Below are 20,002 nucleotides of genomic sequence, written 5' to 3' on the forward strand. Positions count from 1 at the left end.
CGCCGACGAGGACCGGCGCGCCGCCCAGCGCGCCGCCGACGACGCCCGCCGCACCGCTCGCGCGCTGCGCGCCGAGCGCTCGGAGATCGCCGGCGCCCCCGACGACCTGCCCGAGACGGACGGGGAGGCACCGCAGGCGTCCCTGCCCGCCCTCCGCGAGGCGTACCGGGCCGCCTCCCAGGTGTACGAGAAGGTCGGCGTCGGCGCCGACCTGCGTGCCGAACAGGCCCGCGCGGAGAGCGACGAGAGCGCCGCCCGCGCCGAACTCGACCGCCTCAGCAACAAGGTCCGCACGCGCGCGGAGCAGCTCCTGCAGTCCCCCGACGGCTCCGACGGGCCGTCCCGGCAGGCCGCCGCCGCCCGCGCGGAGGAGCTGGTGCATCTGCTGGAGGCCCGGATGTCGTCCGCGAGCGAGCAGCTCGGCCGCCTGCGCGGCGAGGCCGAGCGGCACGCCCCCGAGAACGGCGAGGCGCACACCGAGCTGCCCGGGGAGCTGATCCCGCGCGACGCCGAGCACGCCCAGGCCCTGCTGCGCACGGCCAACGCCGAACTCGTCTCCCGCACCGAGGCGTTGGCCCAGGCCCGCGAGACGCACACCGAGCTGCTCCGGGCCCACCGCGCCGCCGAGGAGGCGGCGAGCGGCTTCGACGAGATCGCCGCCATGCTCCGCGACCTGCTGCGTGAGCACAACGGCGACGAGGAGCAGGAGGAGCCGGAGCCGTACCCGGGCAGCCTGGACGCGGCCCGCCGGGCGGCCGCCGAGGCCCGCCGGTCGCTGCGCGGCTGCGCCGCCGACCTGTCCGCGGCCGAGGCCGCCGTACGCGAGGCGAGCGACGTCCTCGTCCGGCACGCCAACTCCGTGCGCTACGAGCAGGTGCGCACCCCCGCCCGGCAGCAGATCCGCGAACTGCCCGCCTCCGCCCTGCCCGAGCACGCCCAGCGGTGGGCCGAGGCCTTCGCGCCCCGGCTCCGGGTGCTCACCGACGAGCTGGAGCAACTGGAGCGCAACCGGGACTCGATCGTGGACCGGCTGCGCGGGCTCGTCGAATCGGCGCTCGCCACGCTCAGATCCGCCCAGCGCCTCTCCCGCCTGCCCGAGGGCCTCGGCGAGTGGTCCGGGCAGGAGTTCCTGCGCATCCGCTTCGAGGAACCCGACCCGGCCACGCTCACCGAGCGCCTGGGCGAGGTCATCGACGAGGCGACCCGGGCCGCCGTGAAGAAGAACTCCGACCTGCGGCGCGACGGCATGTCCCTGCTGCTGCGCGGAGTCGCCGCGGCGCTGCAGCCCAAGGGCGTCGCCGTGGAGATCCTCAAACCGGATGCCGTGCTGCGCGCGGAGCGCGTCCCCGTCGGGCAGATGGGCGACGTCTTCTCCGGCGGCCAGCTGCTCACCGCGGCCATCGCCCTGTACTGCACCATGGCCGCCCTGAGGTCGAACGACCGCGGACGCGACAAGCACCGTCACGCCGGCACCCTGTTCCTGGACAACCCCATCGGGCGTGCCAACGCCACCTATCTGCTGGAACTCCAGCGGGCCGTGGCCGACGCCCTCGGCGTCCAGCTCCTGTACACCACCGGCCTGTTCGACACCACGGCCCTGGCGGAGTTCCCACTGGTCATCCGGCTGCGCAACGACGCCGACCTGAGGGCCGGGCTGAAGTACATCAGGGTGGAGGAGCACCTGCGCCCCGGCCTGCCGCAGCCGACTCCGGAGGGGGAGACCGTGCACGGCGAGATCACGGCGACCCGGATGTTCAAACGCCCGGCATGACCGCCACGGGCCGGCCGCGCCCCGGCCCGCCCCGGGTGGCCGCAGCTCTCCTGCGGCCACCCGCTTCCAGGAGCACGAGGCCTTCCAGGAGCACGAGGCCTCCCGGGAGCACGACACCTTTCGGGCGTGCGGCGGCTTCCAGGAGTGCGACGGCTTCAGCCTCTAGGAGTGCGACAGCTGTCCCGTGCCGCCCCGCCGGTGCATGCGCTCCCGCGCCCGCGCGGCGGCCCGCTCCTCCCGCCGGGCCCGGCGCCGCTCGCGGCGCAGGGCCCGCGCGGTGCTGCTCGGCACCGAGATCACGCCGTTGCGCTGGTTCCACACCTGGCGGGTCACCCAGACGTCGAGCACGGCCCAGGTGGCCACCACCGTGCTGACCACGCTGCTCAGGACCGTCGGAAACGCCAGCCAGGACTCGGCCAGGGTGCACAGGAAGGCCACCACGGCCTGGACCAGCGTCACGGCGATGATGAGCGTGTCCCGCACGGCCGCCTCCCGCACCGGATCGGGCAGCCTGCGCCGCCGCGCGGGCTCCTCGACCCACAACGGTGCGCGGGCGGGCCGCTCGGCCGGTCCGGCCGCGGCCGCCGAAGGCCCGTAGGCCTCCCGCCTTCCGCCGTCGGCCGCCGGGGTGTCGCGGTCCGGCACCTGTGGCGCCCGTCGCGCCGGTGCCGTACCGCCGTCGGCGGCTGTCCTGTGCCGCTCCGCCGTGCCCATCAACGTGTCACTCCCCACCGTCGGCAGACCGCACACTTTCGGTGCCCGAAGAACCGGTTCCCGGCGGCTGCCCGGCTTGTGCTGTTCTGTGCTGCCCGGGTGCGGGGTGCGGCTCCTGTGGCCGATTCCACCCCCGTGTCCCATCGAGTAGGACGCACAGAACGGCACGAAGATTCCCGGCTGGAGAAAAAACCGGTCAACCACCGGGAACAGCCGCCCCGTTGCGGAACTTCCGCCACCGCGGAGTTTCCCGCCGTCAGCAGCCGAAACGCCTGACACCTTGTCATCTCACTTATTCAGCGAGGAAGTTCAGTTGCGGACTACTCTTCGAGTTGACTGTGTGCCGGTAGTAGGCTCGCGCCGTTTATTGACGCACATGTGCACCCCCGACGACGGGGGTCGACCTGGGGGAGGCCATGCGCTTTCGCGGGAAGTCCATCCGCCGGAAGATCGTGGCGCTCCTGCTCGTGCCGTTGCTGTCCCTGACCGCGGTCTGGTCGTTCGCCACGGTGATCACCGGACACCAGGCGGCCCGGCTGTTCAGCGCCTCGTCCGTGGTGGAGAAGATCGTCCACCCCACCGAGGACACCGTCCGGGCCCTGCAGCGGGAACGCCGTCAGACCCTCGTCCATCTCGCCGACCCCCGTGCCTCGGACGGCCTCGCCGCGCTGCGGCGCAGCCGGGCCGCCACCGATGACGCCATCGCCAGGATCCGTGCGCACGCGAAGAACCCCGATGTACGGGACACGCTGGACGCGGACAGCGACGGACGCCTGACCGCCGTGCTGGACGCCTTCGAGGGCATCGACGCCCTGCGTCGCAGCGTCGAGGACCGCACCACCGGCCGCGCTCAGGCACTCGACCTCTACAACCGTCTGATCGACCCCTGTTACGTGCTGCTCGCCAACCTCCACATCGTCGACGACGTGGAGCTGGACAAGCAGTACCGCGCCCTGGTCAACCTCGCCCGGGCCCGCGAACTCCTCTCCCGCGAGGACGCGTTGCTCGGCTCCTCCTTGGTCGTCGGCACCCTCAGCCGTGCCGACGGCCGCCAGGTCTCCGACCTCGTCGCCCAGCGCACCATGCTGTACGAGGCCGGCCTTCCGCTGCTGCCCGCCTCCGACCGCGAGCGCTACGACCGCTTCTGGCAGAACGCCGCCTCCGCCCCGCTGCGCACGGCCGAACAGGCCGCCGTCGCCGCGGCCCCCGGCACGCCCCGGGGCGTCAGCGCGCAGAGCTGGGACACCGCGGCCAAGGACGTCCTCGACGAACTCGGCGCCCTCGACGACGAGGCCCACGACCGTTTCCAGGACCGGGTCCGTCCGGTCGCGATGGACGTCATGCTGCGGGCCGCCGTCGCGGGCGTCCTCGGCCTGCTCGCCGTACTGGTCTCGCTCGTGCTGTCGGTGCGCATCGGCCGCGGCCTCGTCCGCGACCTCAAGCAGCTCCGCCGGGAGGCCCATGAGGCCTCGGACGTCCGGCTGCCCAGTGTGATGCGCCGTCTGTCGGCGGGCGAACAGGTGGACGTGGAGACCGAGGTCCCCCGCCTGGAATACGACAAGAGCGAGATCGGCGAGGTCGGCCGGGCCCTCAACACCCTGCAGCGGGCCGCCGTCGAGGCCGCCGCCAAACAGGCGGAACTGCGTGCCGGAGTCTCCGAGGTCTTCGTCAACCTCGCCCGGCGCAGCCAGGTCCTGCTGCACAAACAGCTCACCCTCCTCGACGCCATGGAGCGCCGTACCGAGGACCCCGAGGAACTGGCCGACCTGTTCCGCCTCGACCACCTGACCACCCGGATGCGCCGGCACGCCGAGGGCCTGGTGATCCTCTCCGGTGCCGCCCCGTCCCGGCAGTGGCGCAAGCCCGTGCCGCTGATGGACGTCGTCCGCGCCGCCGTCGCGGAGATCGAGGACTACGAACGCATCGAGGTCCGCCGGCTGCCGCGGGTCGCCGTCATCGGGTCCGCCGTCGCCGACCTCACCCATCTCGTGGCCGAACTCCTGGAGAACGCCACGGTGTTCTCGCCGCCGCACACCGCGGTCCAGGTCCTCGGCGAACGGGTCGCCAACGGCTTCACCCTGGAGATCCACGACCGGGGCCTGGGCATGACCGCCGAAGCCCTGCTGGACGCCAATCTGAAGCTCGCCGAGACGCCGGAGTTCGAACTCTCCGACACCGACCGGCTCGGACTGTTCGTGGTCAGCCGGCTCGCCCGGCGGCAGAAGGTCCGGGTCTCGCTCCAGCCGTCCCCGTACGGCGGCATCACCGCGGTGGTGTTCCTCCCCGACGCCCTGCTGACCGACGACGTTCCGGACACCAACGGGGCCGGTTTCCGTCTCGACCGGGAACGGCCCGCGCGGAAGGCCGGCCGGGAGGAGGGCCACGGGACAGCCCTCTCCCGGGCATCCGCGGGGCTCGAGGGACTGCCCGCCTCGGTCCTGGACGGACCGGTGGAGCTGGAGGCCCCCATCGACCTGGACGCCGTCGAGAACTTCCCGGGCGTGCTCGACACGGTCGTGCTCGACAGGAAGGACGGCGAACGCGGAGGGTTGTTCCGCTCGCACCGGATGCCGGACCGGCGGGAGGCGGACGACGACGTGTCCCGCTTCCCGGCCGAGCCCCGGCCGGGCCCCGGCCTGCGCGGCGTCCCGGAGAGCGGACGCGCCGACGACGCCGGTGAGGACGGGAGCGGGAACCCGGCCCCGCTGCCACGGCGCCGTACCCCCAAGCTGGTCAGTTCCCATGGACGCCCGGTCACCGGGCACCGCTCCCGACGCGAGGCGGCCGACACCGAGGACCGGGGGAGCCGAGGCCGGCCCGCACGCGAGCCGGTGCCCCCGCCGTCGGCCCACCGGGGCGAGCCTTCGTCCGGACCGGCCACCGCCGCGGCCGGCCCCCCAGGCGGACACGACATCCCACCGGCATCCCCGGCCACGACCGGGGAACACCCGCAGGCTCCCGCACTTCCGCGGCGCATCCGCCGCACCGCACACACCACCGGCGGCCCGGACGACACCGGGCACAGCCCCGCCGACGCGCCCGACGCTCCCGCACCCGGTCCGGACGCGCTGCCCCGGCGGGTACGGCAGGCCCGCCTCGCCCCGCAGCCGAGACAGAGCCCCGAGCGGCGCGCCGAGGAAAGTCCCGTATCCGTCGCGCGCGACGCCGACGAGATCCGCAGCCGTATGGCCTCGCTCCAGCGCGGCTGGCAGCGCGGCCGTGGGGAGAACACCGCGGGCGACAGGACCCCGGACGGCGGCACAGCACAGGAAACCACCGCACAGGAAACCACCGCACAGGAAACCACCGCGCAGGAAACCACCGCGCAGGAAACGACCGCACAAGGAAAGACCTCACAAGGAAAGACCGCACAAGAAACGATCAGGGGGGACGGTCGATGACCGCACCGAAGACGACCAGCCACACCGTGACCGACAAGGCGAAGCTGAACTGGCTCCTCGACGACCTCGTGGACCGGGTCGCCGGCGTCCGCAAGGCCGTCATTCTGTCCCGGGACGGTCTGCCCACCGGTGTGTCCAAGGACCTGCCCCGGGAGGACAGCGAGCATCTGGCCGCCGTGGCCTCGGGCTTCCACAGCCTCGCCAAGGGCGTGGGCCGGCACTTCGAGGCGGGCGGCGTCCGGCAGACCGTCATCGAACTGGACGCGGCCTTCCTGTTCGTCACCGCCGCCGGCGACGGCAGCTGCCTGGCCGTCCTGGCCGACGCCGACTCCGACATCGGCCAGGTGGGATACGAGATGACCCTCCTCGTCAAGCGGGTCGGTGAGCATCTGGGCACCGCTCCGCGCACCGATGCGCCCTCCGGCGGGTAGTGGGAAGGACATGAGCGCAGACGGTCGGGAAGCAAACCACTGGTTCGACGACGAGGCCGGGCCGGTGGTCCGGCCCTACGCCATGACACGCGGCCGTACCAGCCATGCGGCCCAGCACCGCATGGATCTGATCGCGGTGGTCGTCGCGGAACCCGGCGGGGGCGACCCGGAGGCGGACCACGCGCTGTCGCCGGAGCACGTGGACATCGTCGAGCGGTGCCGCGACGCCCCGCGGTCGGTCGCCGAACTCGCCGCGGGACTCGACCTGCCCGTCGGCGTGGTACGCGTTCTGATCGGCGACCTCGTGGACGGGGAGTACGTTCGTGTGAGGCGCCCCGTGCCTCCGGCGCAGCTGCCGGACGAGAGCATCCTGCGCGATGTGATCAACGGTCTGCGGGCGCTGTGAGCGGTGGGGAAGCGGAGTGATGAGATGACAGGCTGGCAGTTCTGGGTCGACCGGGGCGGCACATTCACCGACATCGTCGCGCGCCGCCCGGACGGCCGTCTGGTCACGCACAAACTGCTGTCCGACGACCCCGCGCGGTACGCCGACGCGGCCGTCGCGGGCATCCGCGCCCTCCTGGACGGCTCCGACGCCCCCGTGGAGTCGGTCCGCATGGGCACCACCGTGGCCACCAACGCCCTGCTGGAGCGGACCGGCGAGCGGACCGTCCTCGTCATCACCCGCGGCTTCCGCGACGCCCTGCGCATCGCCTACCAGAACCGTCCGCACCTCTTCGCCCGCCGCATCGAACTGCCCGAGCTGCTGTACGAACGGGTGCTCGAGGTCGACGAGCGCATCGCCGCCGACGGCACCGTCCTGCGCGCTCCCGACCTCGACGCCCTCGCCGGCCCTCTCCAGCAGGCGTACGACGACGGAATCCGCGCCGTCGCCGTGGTCTGCCTGCACAGCTATCTGCACCCCGCGCACGAGCGGGCCGTCGGCGAGCTGGCCGCCCGCATCGGCTTCCCGCAGATCTCGCTGTCCAGCGAGGTCAGTCCGCTGATGAGGCTCGTCCCCCGGGGGGACACCGCGGTCGTCGACGCCTATCTGTCGCCCGTGCTGCGCCGCTACATCGAGCACGTCGGCGACGAACTCGACGGCGTACGGCTGATGTTCATGCAGTCCAACGGCGGGCTCGCCGGGGCCGGGCAGTTCCGCGGCAAGGACGCCATCCTGTCCGGGCCCGCGGGCGGCATCGTCGGCATGGCGCGCATGTCCCGGCTCGCCGGCTTCGACCGGGTCATCGGCTTCGACATGGGCGGCACCTCCACGGACGTCTCCCACTACGCGGGCGAGTACGAACGTGTCTTCACCACGCAGATCGCGGGCGTGCGGCTGCGCGCCCCCATGCTGGACATCCACACCGTGGCCGCCGGCGGCGGCTCGGTCCTGCACTTCGACGGCTCCCGCTACCGCGTCGGCCCGGACTCGGCGGGCGCCGACCCCGGGCCCGCGTGCTACCGCGGCGGCGGTCCGCTCACCGTCACCGACGCCAATGTGATGCTCGGCCGCATCCAGCCCGCCCACTTCCCCAAGGTGTTCGGCCCCGGAGGCGACCAGCCCCTCGACGACGCACTCGTCCGCGAGCGCTTCACCGCCCTCGCCCGCGAGATCCGCGAGCAGACGGGCGACGACCGCACTCCCGAGCAGGTCGCCGAGGGCTATCTGCAGATCGCCGTCGCCAACATCGCCAACGCCGTCAAGCGGATCTCCGTGCAGAAGGGCCACGACGTCACCCGGTACGCCCTGACCACCTTCGGCGGCGCCGGCGGGCAGCACGCCTGCATGGTCGCCGACTCGCTCGGCATCCGCACCGTCCTCGTGCCGCCCATGGCGGGCGTCCTCTCCGCGCTCGGCATCGGCCTCGCCGACACCACGGCCATGCGGGAGCAGTCCGTGGAGGCGCCCCTGGAGCCCGAGGCCATGCCGGGCGTGCTGAAGACCGTCGACGACCTGGAGGCCGCCGCCCGCGCGGAATTGCTCGCCGAGGACGTTCCCGAGGAGCACATCCGCGTCACCCGCCGCGCCCATCTCCGCTACGACGGCACGGACACCCCCCTCACCGTCGAGCTGGCCGATCCCGTCGCCATGCGGCGGGCCTTCGAGGAGCGCCACCGCGCCACGTACTCCTTCACCCTCGACCGCCCGATCGTCGTCGAGGCCCTCTCCGTGGAGGCCACCGGCATCACGGAACTCCCCGATCTGTCCGCCCATGTCCCGCACCGGGCCGACCGCGCGGACCGTTCCGCCGCCCCGGAGACCGTCCGTCTGCACACCGGCGGAGCCTGGCGCGACGTCCCTCTGCACCGCCGCGAGGACCTGCTCCTCGGCGACACCGTCACCGGCCCCGCGATCATCACGGAGGCCAATGCGACGACCGTCGTCGACGACGGCTGGCGGGCCGCGGTGACCGAGCACGGGCATCTGCTCCTGGAACGCGTGACGGCCGTGCGGAGCGCCGAAGTCGACACAGAGGTCGACCCGGTCATGCTGGAGGTGTTCAACAACCTCTTCATGTCCATCGCCGAGCAGATGGGCGCCCGCCTGGAGTCCACGGCCCAGTCGGTCAACATCAAGGAACGCCTCGACTTCTCCTGCGCCCTGTTCGACCCGGACGGAAACCTGGTGGCCAACGCCCCGCACATCCCCGTGCACCTGGGCTCGATGAGCACCAGCGTCAAGGAGGTCATCCGGCGCCGCGGCTCCCGGATGCGGCCGGGGGACGCCTACGCGGTCAACGACCCCTACCACGGCGGCACGCACCTGCCGGACGTCACCGTCATCACCCCGGTCTTCGACGCACAGGGCGAGCGCGTCCTGTTCTACGTCGCCTCCCGCGGCCACCACGCCGAGATCGGCGGGATCGCGCCGGGCTCCATGCCGGCGCACAGCCGCACCATCGAGGAGGAGGGCGTGCTCTTCGACAACTGGCTGCTGGCCGAGAACGGCCGGATGCGCGAGGAGGAGACCCTCCGCCTCCTGACCGGCGCGAAGCACCCCTCCCGCAATCCCGGGACCAACCTCGCCGACCTGCGTGCCCAGATCGCCGCCAACCAGAAGGGCGTGGACGAGGTCGCGCGCATGATCGACGAGTTCGGTCTCGACGTCGTCCAGGCCTACATGCGGCACGTCCAGGACAACGCCGAGGAGGCCGTCCGCCGGGTCATCGACGCGCTGGACGACGGGGAGTACGCCTACGAGACCGACTCGGGAGCCGTCATCCGGGTCCGCGTCCGGGTGGACCGCGAACAGCGGTCGGCGACGATCGACTTCACCGGCACCTCCGCGCAGCTCGCGACCAACTTCAACGCCCCGTTCTCCGTGGTCAACGCGGCCGTGCTGTACGTCTTCCGCACCCTGGTCGCCGACGACATCCCGCTCAACGACGGCTGTCTGCGCCCCCTGAAGATCGTCGTGCCGCCCGGCTCCATGCTCTCTCCCGAGCCGCCGGCCGCGGTCGTCGCGGGCAATGTCGAGACCTCCCAGGCGATCACCGGAGCGCTGTACGCGGCGCTCGGCGTCCAGGCGGAGGGCTCGGGGACGATGAACAACATCACCTTCGGCAACGAACGCCATCAGTACTACGAGACCGTCGCCTCCGGCTCCGGCGCGGGCGACGGCTTCCCCGGCGAGAGCGTCGTCCAGACGCACATGACCAACTCCCGGCTCACCGACCCCGAGGTCCTCGAGTGGCGGCTGCCCGTGCGGCTGGAGGAGTTCGCGATCCGCCGCGGCAGCGGCGGCGCCGGCCGGTGGCGCGGCGGGGACGGCGCGGTACGGCGGATCCGCTTCCTCGAGGCCATGACCGTCTCCACGCTCTCCCAGCACCGCAGGGTCCCGCCCTACGGCATGGCGGGCGGCGAGCCCGGCGCGCTGGGCGCGAGCCGGGTGGAGCGCGCGGACGGCACGGTCGTCGCACTCGGCGGAAGCGACTCGGCCGATGTCGCCCCCGGCGACGTGCTCGTCGTCGAAACGCCCGGCGGCGGAGGGTACGGCCCACCGCCGTCCGGACCCCGGGGAACGGAAGAGGAGACCGAATGACCTCCGGCCGTCCCGAGCACGGCAGGCCCCCGGCCGAGCCGGTCATGCTCAAGATCCTGGTGGCCGGCGGTTTCGGCGTGGGCAAGACGACCCTCGTCGGCGCGGTCAGCGAGATCAGACCGCTGCGCACCGAGGAACCGCTCACCGAGGCCGGGCGGCCGGTCGACGATCCCGGCGGCGTGGAGGGCAAGCACACCACCACCGTGGCCATGGACTTCGGCCGCGTCACGCTGCGCGAGGACCTGGTGCTGTATCTCTTCGGGGTGCCCGGGCAGGAGCGGTTCTGGTTCCTGTGGGACGAGCTGGCCGAGGGAGCGCTCGGCACGGTCGTGCTGGCCGACACCCGGCGCCTGGAGGACTGCTTCGCCGCCGTCGACCACGTCGAGCGGCGCTCCGTGCCCTTCCTCGTAGCCGTCAACTGCTTCGAGGGAGCCGCCCGCTATCCCGAGGAGACCGTCCGCCGGGCCCTCGACCTCGACGACGGCGTCCCGCTGCTGATGTGCGACGCCCGCGACCGCGAGTCGGTCAAGGAGGTCCTCGTCGAGGTCGTCCAGCATGCGATGACCCAGGCCGCGGACCGCCGGCAGGCCGTCGCCACCTGAGCCCGTGCGCCGGCCCGTACCCCGCCGACCGGGCCGGGGGACCCCATCGGCCGGGGCGCGTGCCGCGGCCGCGGCACGCGCCGGCGCACGGCACACGCGCGTGGGGCTGCTGCGCGGACCGGGAACCGGGCGGGGGGAGCCCGTCGAGCGGCACGGCACACGCGCGTGTGCCTGTCGTGCCGTACCTACTCCGTGTCGTCCTCCACCCAGCCGAAGCTCCTCTCCACGGCCTTGCGCCAGTTGCGGTACTCGCGGTCACGGACCGACGCCTCCATGGACGGAGTCCACTCGGCGTCCTTCTTCCAGTGCGACTTCAGCTCGTCGAGGTCGTTCCACACCCCGGTGGCGAGCCCGGCCGCGTAGGCGGCGCCCAGGCAGGTGGTCTCGGAGACCCGGGGGCGGATCACCGGCACGTCGAGCACATCCGCCTGGTGCTGCATGAGCAGGTTGTTCTTCGTCATGCCGCCGTCGACCTTCAGGCTCGTCAGCCGCACCCCGGAGTCCTGGTACATCGCGTCCACGACCTCGCGCGTCTGCCAGCTGGTCGCCTCCAGCACCGCCCGCGCGAGATGCGCCTTCGTGACGTACCGGGTCAGACCGGTGATCACCCCTCGTGCATCCGAGCGCCAGTACGGCGCGAACAGGCCGGAGAACGCGGGCACGATGTAGGCGCCGCCGTTGTTCTCGACGCTCGCCGCCAGGGGCTCGATCTCGTCCGCCGTACGGATGATGCCGAGCTGGTCGCGGAACCACTGCACCAGCGCACCCGTGATGGCGATGGAGCCCTCCAGACAGTAGACCGGCGCCTCCTCACCGATCTTGTAGCCCATGGTGGTGAGCAGGCCGCTCTTCGAGGGCACCGGGCGGTTGCCCGTGTTCAGCAGCAGGAAACTGCCGGTGCCGTAGGTGTTCTTCGCGTCGCCCACCTCATAGCAGGCCTGCCCGAACACGGCTGCCTGCTGGTCGCCCAGGGCGGACGCCACCGGCACACCGGCGAGCTGGCCGACGGCGGTCCCGTACACCTCGGAGGAGGACCTGATCTCGGGCAGCATCGTTTCGGGGATGTTCATGGCGGACAGGACGGACTGGTCCCACTGGAGGGTCTGGAGGTTCATCAGCATGGTGCGGCCGGCGTTGGTGACGTCGGTGACGTGCCGGCCGCCCTCGGTGCCGCCGGTGAGGTTCCAGATGAGCCAGGAGTCGATCGTGCCGAAGGCGATCTCGCCGCGCTCGGCGCGGTCGCGCAGGCCGGGCACGTTCTCCAGCAGCCACAGCGCCTTGGGGCCGGAGAAGTAGCTGGCGAGCGGCAGGCCGGTCTGCTCGCGGAAACGATCCTGCCCTTCGGCGCCGCCCAGTTCGTTGCACAGTGCGGCGGTACGGGTGTCCTGCCAGACGATCGCGTTGTGCACGGGCTTGCCGGTGGTGCGGTCCCACAGGACCGTCGTCTCGCGCTGGTTGGTGATGCCGAGGGCGCTGAGCTGGTCGGCGCGCAGTCCGGCCTTGGCGATCGCCCCCGCCACCACCGCCTGCACCCTCGACCAGATCTCGGTGGCGTCGTGCTCCACCCAGCCCGGCTTGGGGAAGATCTGCCGGTGTTCGCGCTGATCGACGGCGACGATGGAGCCGCTGTGGTCGAAGATGATGCAGCGGCTGGAGGTGGTGCCCTGGTCGATGGCAGCGACGTATTTCTCGGCCTTCCCGGCTTTCCCGGCCTTCCCGGCGTTGTCCGTCATGGCTACCCCTTGGGGAGTGGAGAAGCGGCCGAGGGCCGGGACACGTCATCCCCTGGGCCCTCACTGGTATCAGTTTGTCCCACATTGGCATGAAAGAGCGCGCTGTGAGTGACGGGTGGCCCCCTGCGGGAGGAAGCCGCGGCGGCCGTCGCCCCATCGCCGGACGGCCGCGTCCGTGCCGCTGCGGCAGTCCCGGGCCGGTGTCCTCGGCGGCCGCAGGGCGCCGCGACCGGCACGGAAAGTGTTCATGCGTGCACAGAGAGCGTCAAGGGTCCTGTCGGGCGCCGAGTGGAACGCCCCCGTGCGCCGGCGGGACCCGGCTGTCCCAGGAAGGCCGCACAGCGGCGAGATCCAGCCATAGTCGCGGGCGCCCCGACGCCCCACGAACGTCGGACTCCAGGCCCTGACACCCTTCCCGGCCCCGGCGGAGAGAGACCGAGCCCAACCGAAGGGTGACAGACGGGAGACGCCCCTGTGCTGATCGGATGCAGTCCGCTACAGTCCGCGCGTGTCCGAAAATCAACACTCGACCGCCCGCTCCATACCCCGCCCCCAACCCCATTCCCACTGTTCGAGCTGCGGAGCGGCCTACGGAGAGAGCGTCTCCGGCTGGCCCCGGACCTGCCCGGCCTGCGGCACCGTCGCCTACCGCAACCCGCTGCCGGTCGCGGTGGCCCTCCAGCCCGTGTACGACACCAAGGGCACCACCCTGGTCGTCGTCACCCGCGCCATCGCCCCCGCGCGCGGAGGCACGGCCCTGCCGGGCGGCTACATCGGCGACCGTGAGGACTGGCGACGGGCCGTCGTCCGCGAGCTGAGGGAGGAGACCGGCATTGAGGCGGCCGCCCGCGATGTACGGCTCGTCGACGCGATGAGCTCGCCCGACGGCCATCTGCTGCTCTTCGGGCTGCTGCCGGAACGCCCCGTCAAGGGCCTGCCGCAGCCCGATGCCACCGACGAGACGGAAGGCTGGCACCTGCTGCGCAGGCCCGCCGAACTCGCCTTCCCGCTGCACACGCTGGCCGTCCGCGCCTGGTTCGAGGGCCGGTACATCTGACGTCAGCCCTCGGCCGTCCTCCGTACACGCAGCGGGTGGGGCGGCTCGCCCACGCCGTCCTTCCGGGCGAGCCCGACGACCACCCGCCCGCCCCGCAGGCGGGTGGTGCAGCGCCCGGTCTCCGGCTCCTCCCAGCCGCCGTCCTTGTCCGGCGCCGGCACCGCCCCGGACCCGGCCCCGCCTCTCACGCACCGCACACCGGGCACCCGCGCGCGTTCCACCCCGCGCGGCGGCAGCCCCCTGGCGTCGACACGCCGTCCGCGCCAGGCGGCGTGTACGATCCGCAGCCCCTGAGCCGCCCTCACCGAACCGACCGCCCCCACCGAACCACCAGGCCGCGACCGCCCATGCCGCTCAGCCTGCCTGCCGTCGGCGGCTGTCCGCGGACGCCGCGTTCAGCCGCCGTTCACCCATGCCGCGACTCACCCATGCCGCGACCACATCCCCGCCGCGTGGACTATGTGGAGTGACCCCTGGTGCAGAAGTCGATCACATGGCATCGTCCGTGTCAGCCGCGTCACGCGCACACCCAGCACGTGCGCGGACCGACGCACACGACGCGTACAGTCCGGGAGCAACCCATGTCGACCGTGAACCCTCCGCCCCTCTGGCAGCCCGATCCGCAGCGGATCGCCCAGGCACAGATCACGAAGTTCCAGGCCTGGGCGGCCGAGCACCACGGAGCCCCGGCCGAGGGCGGCTATGCGGCACTGCACCGCTGGTCCGTCGAGGAACTGGACACCTTCTGGAAGGCCGTGGCGGAGTGGTTCGACGTACGGTTCGCCACGCCCTGTACGCGTGTGCTGGGCGACCGCTCGATGCCCGGCGCCCAGTGGTTCCAGGGGGCGACCCTGAACTACGCCGAGCACGCCCTGCGCGCGGCCGCCGACCGTGCCGACGAACCCGCCCTGCTGCACGTCGACGAGACACACGAACCACGCCCGGTGACCTGGTCCGAGCTGCGCCGCCAGGTGGGCTCCCTGGCCGCCGAACTGCGCGCCCTGGGCGTACGCCCGGGAGACCGGGTCAGCGGCTATCTGCCGAACATCCCCCAGGCCGTCGTCGCCCTCCTGGCCACGGCCGCCGTGGGCGCCGTCTGGACGTCCTGCGCCCCCGACTTCGGCGCCCGCAGCGTCCTGGACCGCTTCCAGCAGGTGGAACCGGTCGTCCTGTTCGCCGTCGACGGCTACCGCTACGGCGGCAAGGAGCACGACCGCCGCGACATCGTCGCGGAACTGCGCCGCGAACTGCCCCCCCTGCGCGCGGTCGTCCACATCCCGCTGCTGGGCACCGATGCCCCCGAGGGCGCCCTGAACTGGGCCGACCTGACCTCCGCCGACGTGGACCCCGTCTTCGAGCAGGTGCCCTTCGAGCACCCCCTGTGGGTGCTGTACTCCTCCGGCACCACCGGCCTGCCCAAGGCCATCGTGCAGTCCCAGGGCGGCATCCTGGTCGAGCACCTCAAACAGCTCGGCCTGCACTGCGACCTCGGCCCCCGGGACCGCTTCTTCTGGTACACGTCGACCGGCTGGATGATGTGGAACTTCCTCGTCTCCGGCCTGCTGACCGGAACGACGATCGTCCTGTACGACGGCAGCCCCGGATACCCCGGCACGGGAGCCCAGTGGCGGGTCGCCGAGCGCACCGGAACCACCCTGTTCGGCACCTCTGCCGCCTATGTGATGGCCTGCCGCAAGGCGGGGGTGCACCCCTCGCGCGACTTCGACCTCTCCCGGGTGCAGTGCGTCGCGACGACCGGATCGCCGCTGCCGCCGGACGGATTCCGCTGGCTGCACGACGAGGTCCGCGACGACCTGTGGATCGCCTCCGTCAGCGGAGGCACGGACGTGTGCTCCTGCTTCGCGGGGGCCGTACCGACCCTCCCGGTCCACGTCGGCGAACTCCAGGCCCCCTGCCTCGGCACCGACCTGCAGTCGTGGGACCCCAGTGGCGCACCGCTGGTCGACGAGGTCGGCGAACTCGTGGTCACCAACCCCATGCCGTCGATGCCGATCTACTTCTGGAACGACCCCGACGGCAGCCGCTACCGCGACAGCTACTTCACCATGTACCCCGGGGTGTGGCGCCACGGCGACTGGATCACGCTGACCTCCCGCGGCTCGGTGATCATCCACGGCCGTTCCGACTCCACGCTCAACCGCCAGGGCGTGCGGATGGGCTCCGCCGACATCTACGAAGCCGTCGAACGCCTCCCCGAGATCAAGGAGTCCCTGGTCATCGGCGTCGAACAGCCCGACGGCGGCTACTGGATGCCCCTCTTCGTGCACCTGGCCCCCGGAGCCGTCCTCGACGACGCGCTGCTGGACCGCATCAAACGGACCATCCGCGAACAGCTCTCCCCGCGGCACGTTCCCGACGAGGTCATCGAAGTGCCCGGCATTCCGCACACCCTCACCGGCAAGCGCATCGAGGTCCCGGTCAAACGCCTTCTGCAGGGCACCCCGCTGGACAAGGCGGTCAACCCCGGCTCGGTCGACAACCTCGATCTGCTGCGCTTCTACGAGGACCTGGCCCGCAAACGCGCCTGAGCGGCCCGGTCACCCGGCACGGCCGGCCTCGGGCCCCACCGTCGTATCCGGTGAGGCCCGAGGCCGGCCCCGTTGTCAGTACCCCCGATTACTGTGAGTGAGCACCGAACGACTGTGCACACAGGGGGAAGACATGGCGCACACCGGCCACCGAACCATGCAACGCGTCCTGCGCAGGGAAATCGCCGGCACCATCGGCCTGCTCACCGACGACCGGGACTTCCGCGCCATGCAGCGCTACCGCAGCTTCACCTTCGACGACCACACCACCTATCTGCGGCAGGTCGAGACGCTCCTCAGAACCGTCGCCGAGCAGGGCGGCCACACCACGATCGCCCTCTTCGACCCCGAGGAATACGCCGAGTACTGCGCGCGGACCGGCCTCGACCCCGACATGCCGTCCAGCCGCGCCCGCTACACCGCCGAACTCGCCGTCACCGGCCCCACTCTCCCCTACGACGGAAGGCCCCTCGCGGAACTCGTCCCCGACCTCGTCGACGAGGCCGTCCGCCAGGCCACCTGGGAGTACACCTCCACCCTCCTCGCCCGGCTCGGTCCCTGCGCCGGCTGCGGCGAGAACATCGGCCGCGCGGCGTTCATCCGTGCCGCGGACCTCCTCGTCCGCATCCTCGACACGGCCCCGCCGGGAAACCGGCACCTGGTGTGCAGCGTCACCGGCACCGCCGGACCCCTGACCGCCGTCCTCCACGCCGACGACGCCGATGACGCCGATGACGAGGATGCCGCCGGCCCACCACGCCTCGACGAGGCCGAAGCCCTCGAATTCACCACGGTCCTCGCCCTCGGCATCGCCACCGGCGGCCCCGGCGGACTCGTCATGCGCACCACCGCCCCCGGCACCTGCGACCGCGTCTACGGCTGGCGCCTGCGCGCGGGCGGCCTCGTCCCCCTCACCGCGGGCGAGGTCTTCGACGCCTACTGCACCGACATCGACACCGGCGATCCGATCGCCCCGGAATCCGGGGTCGACTACAGCGAGCCGCCCGACCTCGGAGACGAAGGACCGGCCGTGCGGCACCACCCCTGAACGACCGCACGCACAAAACGCCCGAGGGGCGCCCACCCGCAAGGGAAGCGCCCCTCGGCAAGCCGCCGCCGGACCGCGGCCGCGTCACTCCCCGGACAGCACCGCCCGCGCCGCCTCGCGCGCCCCCTCGGCGGTGTCCGCGGCCCGTGCCGCGGCCGCCGCACGCTCGCACTGCGTCAACGTGTGCTTCGCCAGCTCCGCCCGTACATGAGGAAGCGACGCCGCACCCATGGACAGGGAGGTGACCCCCAGCCCCGTCAGCACACAGGCCAGCAGCGGATCGGACGCGGCCTCGCCGCAGACACCGCAGCTCTTGCCCTCGGCCTTCGCCGCCTCGGCGGCCATCGCGACCAGATCCAGCAGCGCGGGCTGCCACGGATCCTGCAGCCGGGACACCGCACCCACCTGCCGGTCGGCCGCGAAGGTGTACTGCGCGAGGTCATTGGTCCCCAGCGACAGGAACTCGACCTCCTGCAGCACCGAACGGGCCCGCAGCGCGGCGGACGGAATCTCCACCATCGCACCGACCTTCGCCCGCAGTCCCGCCGCACGGCACGCGTCCGCGAACGCCTTGGCATCCGCCCGGTCCGCCACCATCGGAGCCATCACCTCGAGGTGGACCGGCAGGCCCTCGGCCGCCTTGGCGAGCGCGGACAGCTGGGTGCGCAGCACCTCGGGGTGATCGAGCAGCGTCCGCAGGCCCCGCACACCAAGAGCGGGGTTCGGCTCGTCGGCCGGCGTCAGGAACTCCAGCGGCTTGTCCGCACCCGCGTCCAGCACGCGTACGACCACCCGGCTCTCCGGAAAGGCCTCCAGAACCTGCCGATAGGCCTCGACCTGCTTCTCCTCGGACGGTGCGTTCTTGTGGTCGTCCAGGAACAGGAACTCGGTCCGGAACAGCCCGACACCCTCGGCACCGGCCTCCACGGCTGCCGCCACATCCGCAGGACCACCGATGTTCGCCAGCAGCGGCACCCGGTGGCCGTCGGAGGTGGCGCCCGGACCGACCGAGGCGGCCAGCGCGGCCTTGCGCTCGGCGGCCACGGCCTCCAGCTGCGCCTTCCTCTCGTCACTGGGGTTCACGAAGATCTCGCCGGTGCTTCCGTCCACGGCGATCACCGTGCCCTCGGCCAGCTCGACGGCGCCGGGCAGCGCCACCACGGCCGGTACGCCCAGCGCCCGCGCCAGAATCGCACTGTGGCTGGTCGGCCCGCCCTCCTCGGTGACGAAGCCGAGGACGAGGGCCGGATCCAGCAGCGCCGTGTCCGCCGGCGCCAGGTCGCGGGCGACCAGGACGTACGGCTCGTCGCTGTCCGGCACACCCGGCATCGGCACGCCGAGCAGACGAGCGACGATACGGTTCCGCACATCGTCCAGGTCGGCCACCCGGCCCGCGAAGTACTCGCCCGCACCGGCCAGCATCTCCCGGTAGGCGGCGAGCGCGTCGTACACCGCGCGCTCGGCCGTACTGCCGGCGGCGACACGCCGCTCGACATCGGCGATCAGCTCCGGATCCCGCGCCATCATGGCCTGCGCCTCGAGCACCGCCTGGGCCTCGCCCCCCGCCAGATTGCCGCGCGCCATGAGGTCGGCCGCCACGGCCTCCACGGCCTGACGGGCACGCCCCTGCTCACGCTCCACCTCATCCGCCGGGATCTGCTTCACGGGCGGTTCCAGCACCGCCGTCCCCATGTGCCGAACCTCGCCGATCGCCACTCCGTGGCTCACACCGACGCCTCGCAGCGTTGTCTCCATCTCACCCGTCTCCGATAGTGCGGCGGGTCCCGCCGCGATGGTTGTTCCGTATGCGGTCTCTCAAGAGGGGCGGCGGTGTCACTTCCAGGTGAAGAGACTGTCGCCCACCTTGACCTCGCCCTCGTCGCGGAGGTCGGAGAGGGCATCCGCGGTGGCTTCCAGGGCCACGACCGGGCACACGGGGGACTTGCCGGCGGCTTCGACGGCGGCGGGATTCCAGCGCACCACGGCCTGGCCGCGTGTCACCGTGTCGCCCTTGCTCACCAGCAGCTCGAAGCCCTCGCCGTTGAGCTGCACGGTGTCGATACCGAGATGGGTGAGTACCCCGTGTCCCTGCTCGTCGACGACGACGAAGGCGTGCGGGTGCAGGGAGAGCACGACTCCGTCCACGGGAGCCACGGCGTCGGTGGGCTCGCGTACGGGGTCGATCGCCGTGCCCGGGCCGACCATGGCCCCGGAGAAGACGGGGTCCGGTACTGCCGCCAGCCCGATGGCACGTCCTGCGAGCGGGGACGTCACGGTGGTCATGGGAAGCCTCCCAGGGTGGAGATTCATGTGTGCCGTCACGGCACTGTCTGTCCCGGACGGCGCGGTAGCAGCAGGGTATGCCACTGTGGTCTAGACCACCAAACCAATTGATTTGCACCCGCTCCTGGGGCCCATGTACAGTCGTATGCCTGTCTGGGGGTGAGCGACGCCCTGACGTGTGCCCACTCAGCAGCATCCAACTCGTCAGTCCCTTCTCTCCGGACTTCTTTCGTCCTGCCCGCAGGGTGGTGGTCAGAGGGGTCGGAAAAGCCTGATAGAGTCGGAAACACCGAAGGGAAGCGCCCGGAGGAAAGCCCTGTGGGGGTGAGTACGAAGGAAGCGTCCGTTCCTTGAGAACTCAACAGCGT

Annotated in this window: 13 protein-coding genes and 1 pseudogene; 9 read left to right on the plus strand and 5 right to left on the minus strand. The window is 72.1% G+C overall.

Features of this window, described 5'->3' with window-relative positions; translation table 11 throughout:
• Positions 1–1,771 (plus strand): annotated as a pseudogene (locus ABD224_RS27310) (hypothetical protein); the annotation flags it as partial.
• A gap of 162 nt (positions 1,772–1,933) precedes the next feature.
• On the opposite strand, the gene ABD224_RS27315 reads toward ABD224_RS27310, so the two are convergent.
• Positions 1,934–2,485, minus strand: coding sequence for a hypothetical protein (locus tag ABD224_RS27315; protein ID WP_344054620.1), 552 nt, complete (start codon positions 2,483–2,485; stop codon positions 1,934–1,936).
• Positions 2,486–2,901: 416 nt separating this feature from the next.
• Between ABD224_RS27315 and ABD224_RS27320 the strand changes: the two genes are divergently transcribed.
• From ABD224_RS27320 to ABD224_RS27340, 5 genes are read left to right on the plus strand one after another with little or no spacing between them, the layout of a single operon-like run.
• Positions 2,902–5,886: a nitrate- and nitrite sensing domain-containing protein gene (locus tag ABD224_RS27320; RefSeq protein ID WP_344054622.1), complete on the plus strand. Its 2,985-nt coding sequence runs from the start codon at positions 2,902–2,904 to the stop codon at positions 5,884–5,886.
• Positions 5,883–6,317 carry a roadblock/LC7 domain-containing protein gene (locus ABD224_RS27325; RefSeq protein WP_344054624.1) on the plus strand — a complete coding sequence of 145 codons (435 nt, stop codon included), beginning with the start codon at positions 5,883–5,885 and terminating at the stop codon, positions 6,315–6,317. The genes ABD224_RS27320 and ABD224_RS27325 overlap by 4 nt, the downstream gene beginning before the upstream one ends.
• A gap of 10 nt (positions 6,318–6,327) precedes the next feature.
• Positions 6,328–6,723 (plus strand): DUF742 domain-containing protein, encoded by a 396-nt coding sequence (locus ABD224_RS27330; RefSeq protein ID WP_344054626.1) that lies wholly within the window; start codon positions 6,328–6,330, stop codon positions 6,721–6,723.
• Between the two features lie 24 nt (positions 6,724–6,747).
• Positions 6,748–10,362, plus strand: coding sequence for a hydantoinase B/oxoprolinase family protein (locus ABD224_RS27335; protein ID WP_344054628.1), 3,615 nt, complete (start codon positions 6,748–6,750; stop codon positions 10,360–10,362).
• Positions 10,359–10,964 (plus strand): GTP-binding protein, encoded by a 606-nt coding sequence (locus tag ABD224_RS27340; protein ID WP_344054630.1) that lies wholly within the window; start codon positions 10,359–10,361, stop codon positions 10,962–10,964. Before ABD224_RS27335 ends, ABD224_RS27340 begins: the two co-directional genes overlap by 4 nt.
• Before the next feature lie 185 nt (positions 10,965–11,149).
• On the opposite strand, the gene glpK is transcribed toward ABD224_RS27340, so the two are convergent.
• The gene (gene glpK / locus ABD224_RS27345; RefSeq protein ID WP_344054632.1) at positions 11,150–12,697 is read right to left on the minus strand and encodes a glycerol kinase GlpK; all 1,548 of its coding nucleotides are present in this window, start codon (positions 12,695–12,697) and stop codon (positions 11,150–11,152) included.
• Positions 12,698–13,205: 508 nt separating this feature from the next.
• Here glpK and ABD224_RS27350 point away from each other — a divergent pair.
• Positions 13,206–13,754 (plus strand): NUDIX domain-containing protein, encoded by a 549-nt coding sequence (locus ABD224_RS27350; RefSeq protein ID WP_344054634.1) that lies wholly within the window; start codon positions 13,206–13,208, stop codon positions 13,752–13,754.
• A gap of 2 nt (positions 13,755–13,756) precedes the next feature.
• Here the strand turns inward: ABD224_RS27350 and ABD224_RS27355 are convergent, their stop codons facing one another.
• Positions 13,757–13,915 carry a hypothetical protein gene (locus tag ABD224_RS27355; RefSeq protein ID WP_344054645.1) on the minus strand — a complete coding sequence of 53 codons (159 nt, stop codon included), beginning with the start codon at positions 13,913–13,915 and terminating at the stop codon, positions 13,757–13,759.
• A gap of 420 nt (positions 13,916–14,335) precedes the next feature.
• Between ABD224_RS27355 and ABD224_RS27360 the strand changes: the two genes are divergently transcribed.
• Together ABD224_RS27360 and ABD224_RS27365 are read left to right on the plus strand one after the other, a co-directional pair.
• Positions 14,336–16,303, plus strand: coding sequence for an acetoacetate--CoA ligase (locus ABD224_RS27360; RefSeq protein ID WP_344054637.1), 1,968 nt, complete (start codon positions 14,336–14,338; stop codon positions 16,301–16,303).
• Positions 16,304–16,436: 133 nt separating this feature from the next.
• Positions 16,437–17,351: a hypothetical protein gene (locus tag ABD224_RS27365; RefSeq protein WP_344054639.1), complete on the plus strand. Its 915-nt coding sequence runs from the start codon at positions 16,437–16,439 to the stop codon at positions 17,349–17,351.
• An 84-nt stretch (positions 17,352–17,435) separates the two neighbouring features.
• On the opposite strand, the gene ptsP is transcribed toward ABD224_RS27365, so the two are convergent.
• Together ptsP and ABD224_RS27375 are read right to left on the minus strand one after the other, a co-directional pair.
• Positions 17,436–19,106: a phosphoenolpyruvate--protein phosphotransferase gene (gene ptsP, locus ABD224_RS27370; RefSeq protein WP_344054641.1), complete on the minus strand. Its 1,671-nt coding sequence runs from the start codon at positions 19,104–19,106 to the stop codon at positions 17,436–17,438.
• A gap of 78 nt (positions 19,107–19,184) precedes the next feature.
• On the minus strand, positions 19,185–19,634 hold the full coding sequence (locus ABD224_RS27375; protein ID WP_344054643.1) for a PTS sugar transporter subunit IIA: 450 nt from the start codon (positions 19,632–19,634) through the stop codon (positions 19,185–19,187).
• Positions 19,635–20,002: the final 368 nt, after the last annotated feature.

Source organism: Streptomyces thermoalcalitolerans (assembly GCF_039525155.1).
In the GTDB taxonomy this organism is placed as follows: domain Bacteria; phylum Actinomycetota; class Actinomycetes; order Streptomycetales; family Streptomycetaceae; genus Streptomyces; species Streptomyces thermovulgaris.